The sequence below is a fragment of the Paenibacillus sp. SAFN-117 genome, from assembly GCF_051966115.1.
Classification (GTDB): Bacteria; Bacillota; Bacilli; order Paenibacillales; family NBRC-103111; genus Paenibacillus_L; species Paenibacillus_L residui.
In genome coordinates, this window is the sequence record NZ_JBQCLK010000067.1 from 1 (window position 1) to 7,168 (window position 7,168).

Sequence of the window (7,168 nt, forward strand, 5' to 3'; positions counted from 1 at the left end):
CAACCTCAGTATTACATTCACCGTTAGTTCAGTCACATCATGCAATTATGCCGATTTTCGCTCTGCGAAAGTTGAGTAATTAAGTAATTGCCACAAAAAGATCTTATTTAATTTACAATCCTCCTTCAAAACAAAGCGAAAAATGGTATCGGGCAACATTAGTTGCGAAGGTGTCTCAAAAACATAGGCACAAGTTCCAACAAGTTCTAGTGTATTTTTTCTAACAAACAGTAAGTCCCCTTTTCTTACTTCTAGATTTGGTTTTGGTGTAGTGTCCTCTAGGAGCGCTTTATTTTCAGTTGCAATGTATGATCCAGAGGTAATTGCACTTAATTTCAAGACTCCCCATTCATTTCTACTAGCTTGAACAGCTTTACAAACAGGGCTCCATCCACTATCAATATTTAAAATAAATTGATTTAATTTTACCTTCTCCCAACCACGCTCGTTACTAACAGGATCACCAAACATATCTATAAAAACAGCTTGAACTAATTCATCAAGTTTGGCTATTGCTTGTTTGCGTTTATCAATTAAGGATTGAGCTTTGTCTAGTACCTGAACTATATATTTCTGTTCTTCAATTGAAGGCACAGGAATAATAACATCTTTTAGATATTTAAAATGTCTATTATACCCAGTATTCGGTATAGTTAACGTCTGAAAAAAATAATACAAGAACTTTGTATCTACCTCATCCAGCCTTGGTCTTAAGAGCTTGACTCCATCCGCACCTAAAACAAAATCGAAATCAATATACTTAAAAATTCTGGTATGATCCCCAAAAATTATGTAATCTAAACCTTTTACAACTGTAAGGTCTTCGTTAATATAACCAGCGATAAGAGTCTTCCCTTGATCAACTACAGGAAATAACCCAGTAACTTGATAATCTTCTTTTTTTACTTTTATGTTGCCACTCGTAACATCAATAATCACTTCATCAAATGGCTTGAAGTTCCAAAGAGACTTAACTTTTTCAATACTTTCTAGATCCTGAACGATTGAGTAACTCACCCCAACAACGCCTCCAGTTCCGCAAGCCCTTCAACAATTTCATCCTCGAGTTGCTTGATAGAAGCGAGTATGACCTTCGGGTCCTCGTACTGAATCTCCTCATATTCCGTTTCCTTGTACCGATTGATGCTTAGATCATAGTTATTGTCACGAATCTCATCAACCGGAACCAGGAAAGACTTCTCGGTGCGTTTACGCTCTTTCTCTGCTTCCCATTTGCCAAACCGTTCCACAATGTCGGGGATATCATTTGCTTCGATCGGATTCCGCTTGTCATCAAGCGAGTAACCATCCGCCTTCATGTCATAGAACCAAACGTGATCTGTCCCGCCTGCACCTGTTTTGGTGAAGATCATAATTGCTGTCGAAACCCCGGCATATGGCTTGAAAACCCCGCTTGGCATTGAAATAATCGCTTCGAGTTTGTGATTCTCAACGATTTCCTTACGAATGGCTTTATGGGCTGTGCTGTTACCGAACAAGACACCGTCCGGCACGATGGAAGCGCAGCGTCCCCCTACTTTGAGCATACGCAGGAACAGAGCGAGGAACAGCAGCTCCGTTTTCTTCGTGCGAGTCACACGCAACAGATCCGCTGCTACCGAATCCGCATCAAGCGAGCCTTTAAACGGCGGATTGGCTAAGATTAACGTATATCTGTCCTTGTCGGTATTGTTTTCATTCAAGGAATCGCGGTATTCGATATTCGGATTATCCACCCCATGAAGCAGCATATTCATCGCACCGATACGCAACATCGTACGGTCCATATCGAAACCGTAGAACATATGATTGTTGAAATGCTCTTTCAATCCTTGAACAAGAAAAAGATCGGCATGATGGCGACGCAAATATTCACCTGCGGCAACGAGAAATCCTGCCGAACCTGCAGCCGGGTCGCAAATGATATCTTCGGGCGTCGGCTTCATCAATTCGACCATCATTTGGATAATATGTCTCGGCGTACGGAACTGTCCGTTCGTTCCAGCCGTAGCCACCTTGGACAGCAGATACTCATATAAATCCCCGCTGGTGTCCCTATCCTTCATATCAATCGAATCGATACCCTCGACAATCCGCACAAGCATATTCGGAGTCGGGATCATAAATATGGCATCGCCCATGTATTTGGCATAGGCTGAATCCTTATCTCCATGAAGCGTCTTGATGAAAGGAAACACTTCGTTCGAGACAACATCATACATCCGCTGAGGATCGAACGATTTAAATTGACTCCAGCGTAAGTACTGCTTGTCACTTGGAAACAGTCCGGTAAAAGGCAACGACAGCAGCACGGATTCGTTCTCCTTGCGCGTTTCCGCTTCGTCCAGACCTTTAATGAACAACAAATATGTAAACTGTTCGATTACGCTTAATGGATTGGTAATACCTCCGGTCCAGAATGTCTCCCAAATCCGGTCTACTTTTTGCCTTAATTCACCTGTAATCATAACGATCTCCTCTGCATGTTGATTCTTGTTTAATTATACTACGGACTGTCCTAATATGACATGTTTCTGCAAACTAACAAAATACAATCCCGCTTCCTTTGTTTTATACCCGAATTTTTCAGACCAAGCCTTGGCATTGAACCGTGTGGACTTCCACGTTCATAACCGGCCCAAATTCTCGGCATATTCGCATAAGCCAGGATTGCCCTTCCATATAGGAGGGGGCGATGACAATCTTGCGGCGAAACGGCTCTTTACGGATCGCATCATACAAACGTCCTAGAAACGTGGCTTCACTTTTCAAAACAGACACCTTCCTCTCGTCTATCGCTCAACATTTGCCCCTTACTTCCCATACAACTGTCCCCAACGCCTGAGCCGCTCTTTGAACCTTTCCCGGACGGATACAGGCTCGATGATCTCCGCTGAAGGGCCATACTGAACCACCCAATTCATAAACTCCCGTTCGTGGTTGACGGTGACTTCAAATAATAAACTGCCATCTGGAAGCTCAGTCATCTTCGGTCTCACAAACAACTCTTCTTCCCTAACATAACGCGCGACATCGGGATGGAATTTGATCTTAAAGGTAATTAAAGAATCTCCGCGTTCAATGGACCAGGTGTGCTTCATATACTGAGTGATGCTAAAATCACCCTTATCAAAATGATGTCCTGTCAGTTCTACATGGCGGAAACGGCTAATCCGAAACGTACGAATCTCCTGCTTGGCACGACAATAGCCGATCAAGTAAAACCGTTGATCCCGCGGGACCAGATAGTACGGATCAATTTCGCGCTCCGTCAATTCATTCCTGTACTGCGTATGGTATACAGCACGGATCGTCTTCTTGGCTATGATCGCTTCCATGATAGGCAGCAAGAAGTTGGCACTGCTTTCCCGATAAGCTGGAGTACCCATTTGGATCATATCCGCGACATTTTCCAATGTATCGTACCGCTTCCGGGATTCTTTCACATGAGTTGCCATCACTTTGTCGTAAGCGGAATCAAAGCCTGGAGGCAATTTGCCGGTGTCCAACACGGAAGGAAGGACAGAAAATACCAACGCTTCCTGCTCCGTAAAATTAAGCGGGTACATGGCGAAATTCCCGACAAAGCGGTATCCTTTGCCGTAACCTTCGTTCGTAATAGGTGCGATCAGGTCCAGGATCCTCAAGTCCCTGTAAATCGTACGATCCGTTGTCTCACACTTATCCGCCAGCTCCTTGGCCGAAATCCCCGGATTGGCTTGAATGGCAAGCAGTATTTTAAAGAGTCGTATCACTTTATCCGTCATGTTATATCTCCTATGGACTAATATGTAATGTAAATCCTTATCATAAATGGAAATTCGACACGCTTCCTAGTTCTTCCTGCCTATTGTCATGGGAAAAATGAATCATCCACTGTTTTTGCAACAGTCGAATAAGTGAATGCAAATCAATTGGAGCTTCTTTTCCCTCTAACATCAGCAGTGGAACAAACTGCATATGACCATTGCGTAATAGAGCTGGAGGCTCGCCTAGTTCTTTCCCCCACTCTTCCAAACCGGCGATTAAATTTAATAGACAATCTCTTACGGCTTGATCTGTTTCCATATAAACACCACCTGAATTAGACTAATGACTCTTATTTTTATACCATCCTAGAATCTCATTGCAGTCTTGTTTCGTGATCCCCGACATACGGTATTCCCATACGTTCGCAGGAGAATCGATCTCCATTTCCAGCTGATAAATACGAAATAACCGCTGCCACCATGATTGTCTGATACTTATGGATTCTATGGATTCACGCAAGAGGTACACAGTCGTCTGATTGAAGCCAGCTTTGCGTAAGATGAACAAGTTCGCCGCGATTTCCCATTTCGTCTTAACATAGACGTACTTCATGTATTTATAGACGATGTAAAGGACCGGAATGATTGTCAAAGACCATAAGGTGAAATAACAACCCACAAGTATACCGAATACGAGCAACGAGATAATTGGAATCTCTGTGGCAAATTTCGCGCTTCGATGTAAAGCTCGCTCGGGAGTTTGGAGTTGGAACTCGGGAAGCAACCGACCTAGCACTTCGACTAGTTCCGATGTACGTATAGAAGGAATAAGCAATTTGACTCTCCGTTCCCCTGAATATCCAACGCAATCCATGCATACAGAAGCATATCCATACAAACGCCCAAACATCAGCTCTTTGATTCGCAGCGATTGGATACGTTTCACCTGAATCTGCACCGATCTTCGCTCCACCCAACCATGATGAATGGAAATCACATCCCCGGCTCTCGATAGATGCCAACCTTTATAACGAAATTGTGCCATCCCTATGGAGAACAGCCAAGTAACCATTACGCAGATCCCCAAGAAAGCTGCCAAGTACAGTGTGACTTTTATGCTGTCATCTAAGGTTATCCCGCTCCAAGTCTCTTTCTTGAATAATTCCATGAAGCTGACTTGTTCTTCTTCCGGTGTAGGGAATAACCAACTCCACAAATGTTGAATGACAGCGATCGTGACAGGAAGTCCTAGCCAGAATGTATTCGAACTCATGGACAGCATTATGATTTCTTTTCTGGTAACGTGATGATCTTTTGACTCTGGAATCGCACTTCGGTTTTCGATCTGCCCAATGGATTTCTTGAGCAAATCTGCCGTCTTTCTGGATGTAATCAAGCGGGCATCGGCATCATCATTGGAATCGCTCGTTTGAAGTTCAACATTGGCGATCCCGAGCAGCCGATATATCCAGCTTTGCTCGATTTTTAAGTTATTGATTTTCATGAGCGGTATCGTTCTTTGGGTTACGGTAAATACACCTTTGGTAGTATGCAGCGCCTTGGAATCCAATTGATAGGTTTCTCTATACCAAGAAAGGATTGACCAACCACCAGTCACAATACCGTAGACTGTGGCCGCGATATATACCCAATCAGGTTGTTGTCCGGTTCCTGCTCGAATCTCGTTATATAGAAACGCGGTAAGGGGAATAATCGAATACCGGATTTGACTGTATATCTTATAAATGACGGTAATTGGATGATGCCGCTTAATCATAGTAAGTATCCTTGTTGTCTAATTTGGATAATTCGATGATTTGTCTGCGCAGCCGAACGGCATCCTCTTCTGTCAGTCCCACAATAAAGTGGTGATCTCCTGCCGTTGTAATGGTTAGCTCAGACAGGCCCAATCTTTTGGCAAGCATGTCTTGTTCTTGATCCACATGCAGTACCCGGCTGAGAGGAATAATGGAGGAGTTATCCGACCAGACATTCCCCCATCGAATCATCAGCTCATCGTCACCAAGGAGATAGCTTCTTCGAGAGTATTTTCTGTAGACCCCGTAACAAATAAAGACGAGTCCCTTAATGAAGAAAAATAGTATCGCCAGATAGGAAATTATGCTTAACCAAACCCAAGCAGGTAACCAAACTCCCCGGATAATTAACGGGATGCTGCCGAGCAGCATCCATTTGAACGTATGTAAGCCATACTTAATTTGCCAATATCGAATCACATTCGGGTGAAGCTTTTGTTCCAACTCAATCAACTCCTATTGCACTTTAAAAGATAATATATCGAAGAGCAAAGACAACAATCTGTCAGCGAACGAATGTTCGAAATGCAAAAAAAAAACGACTAATCAAACTTAGCCGTTTTCATCACTTGGTTGTTAGACTGATTCATTCAATTTTGACTTAATGCTGTGAACCGTCCTCCCGAATTTACCGCCTGAAGTTTCTATTTTTCACCAGGAAACAAAACAGCAACAATTCTAATCTCATTCTCAAACTGTTCAAAGTAAACCCTAAACCGCTTCACAACGATACGCGACAGTCCCATATAAGTGCCATCTTCCTCCGTATAAGCCTTACTTAAGACCAGATTGGAAAGTACAACTTCTGTTTCAAGAATCCATTGAGAAATGAAATCAAACGTTTCCTCGGGGGAAAATCGCTCGCTGCGAAACTGGGAGAGTTTGTTTCTTACCACCGGAGACCATAGAACTACGCGTTTCATGTTCGAAAGTCCTCGGGGGAAAAGGACTTTAGCATTTCCGATGTGCTCATGGCTTTGCCTAGCTTGAATTCTCTCCTGCTTTGTTCAATCATGGCTCTCAGTTCTGGATTGGCTTCAGCATCAGCTTGAATGGATCGCTGTTCTTCCTCTTGTAAGACGAGAGTGAACGTCCCTTTTCCAGGAATATGAAATTGATAAACAGAGTTGTCACGGCTCATATTCGCGATGTTCTCCATTAACTCTTCCGGTGAATTTACCTTTTCCATTCGATGTCACCCCTGTCATAAACATTTCCGCTCTTTGATCACAGTATAACATAGCCCGCTTCAATTGCAGAAGCAAATCAGCCGACTTCTCGGACCGTATTATCGCTCCAGACAACAATCTGTAGGCGAACAAATGTTTGAGTTGTGAGAAAAACTCCTATCGGATCTTCTTCGAAGACGAACAACCCGGTTTTCATGTAGCTTTTTATGCGAATAAGAGTCTTGTTACACCAATTTGATTACTGTAAACCGCAAGACTCTTATGTGGTAAGAAAGAAAAGGCCCGATGCGGATGCACCGGGCGAGAAGATAAGTTTTGATATAAATGTTGCATAATTGTAGTTAGAATAAAAAGTGGACATCCCTTAAGTGAAAATAGATAATAACCGTATAAGGGAGAGGGTGTCCGGAAT

At 43.1% G+C, this 7,168-nt stretch carries 9 protein-coding genes; all 9 read right to left on the reverse strand.

The features are described 5' to 3' along the window. Window positions 1-45: 45 nt before the first annotated feature. Window positions 46-1,017: a restriction endonuclease subunit S gene (locus ACTHRH_RS25295; protein ID WP_440418213.1), complete on the reverse strand. Its 972-nt coding sequence runs from the start codon at window positions 1,015-1,017 to the stop codon at window positions 46-48. Beyond that, entirely contained in the window at window positions 1,014-2,468 is a 1,455-nt protein-coding gene (locus ACTHRH_RS25300; RefSeq protein WP_150960073.1) for a type I restriction-modification system subunit M, read from the reverse strand. The genes ACTHRH_RS25295 and ACTHRH_RS25300 overlap by 4 nt, the downstream gene beginning before the upstream one ends. Before the next feature lie 118 nt (window positions 2,469-2,586). Further along, a complete protein-coding gene (locus ACTHRH_RS25305; protein ID WP_150960074.1) occupies window positions 2,587-2,772 on the reverse strand; it encodes a hypothetical protein in 186 nt (61 codons plus the stop codon). A gap of 41 nt (window positions 2,773-2,813) precedes the next feature. After that, complete coding sequence (locus ACTHRH_RS25310; protein ID WP_440418216.1) at window positions 2,814-3,767, reverse strand: helix-turn-helix transcriptional regulator; 954 nt, start codon at window positions 3,765-3,767, stop codon at window positions 2,814-2,816. A gap of 40 nt (window positions 3,768-3,807) precedes the next feature. After that, complete coding sequence (locus tag ACTHRH_RS25315; RefSeq protein WP_440418218.1) at window positions 3,808-4,068, reverse strand: hypothetical protein; 261 nt, start codon at window positions 4,066-4,068, stop codon at window positions 3,808-3,810. Window positions 4,069-4,089: 21 nt separating this feature from the next. Beyond that, complete coding sequence (locus ACTHRH_RS25320; RefSeq protein WP_144936911.1) at window positions 4,090-5,526, reverse strand: PH domain-containing protein; 1,437 nt, start codon at window positions 5,524-5,526, stop codon at window positions 4,090-4,092. Beyond that, window positions 5,519-6,010 (reverse strand): PH domain-containing protein, encoded by a 492-nt coding sequence (locus ACTHRH_RS25325; protein ID WP_379289398.1) that lies wholly within the window; start codon window positions 6,008-6,010, stop codon window positions 5,519-5,521. The genes ACTHRH_RS25320 and ACTHRH_RS25325 overlap by 8 nt, the downstream gene beginning before the upstream one ends. Window positions 6,011-6,210: 200 nt before the next feature. After that, window positions 6,211-6,489: a hypothetical protein gene (locus ACTHRH_RS25330; protein WP_379289400.1), complete on the reverse strand. Its 279-nt coding sequence runs from the start codon at window positions 6,487-6,489 to the stop codon at window positions 6,211-6,213. Further along, window positions 6,486-6,755: a hypothetical protein gene (locus tag ACTHRH_RS25335; protein WP_379289402.1), complete on the reverse strand. Its 270-nt coding sequence runs from the start codon at window positions 6,753-6,755 to the stop codon at window positions 6,486-6,488. Before ACTHRH_RS25335 ends, ACTHRH_RS25330 begins: the two co-directional genes overlap by 4 nt. Between the last annotated feature and the right edge of the window lie 413 nt (window positions 6,756-7,168).

Bases quoted from the DNA above. Each gene is read 5' to 3' on its own strand.
- ACTHRH_RS25310 (WP_440418216.1), bottom strand. From the start codon at position 3,767: ATGACGGATAAAGTGATACGACTCTTTAAAATACTGCTTGCCATTCAA.
- ACTHRH_RS25320 (WP_144936911.1), bottom strand. From the start codon at position 5,526: ATGATTAAGCGGCATCATCCAATTACCGTCATTTATAAGATATACAGT.
- ACTHRH_RS25335 (WP_379289402.1), bottom strand. From the start codon at position 6,755: ATGGAAAAGGTAAATTCACCGGAAGAGTTAATGGAGAACATCGCGAAT.
- ACTHRH_RS25330 (WP_379289400.1), bottom strand. From the start codon at position 6,489: ATGAAACGCGTAGTTCTATGGTCTCCGGTGGTAAGAAACAAACTCTCC.
- ACTHRH_RS25315 (WP_440418218.1), bottom strand. From the start codon at position 4,068: ATGGAAACAGATCAAGCCGTAAGAGATTGTCTATTAAATTTAATCGCC.
- ACTHRH_RS25300 (WP_150960073.1), bottom strand. From the start codon at position 2,468: ATGATTACAGGTGAATTAAGGCAAAAAGTAGACCGGATTTGGGAGACA.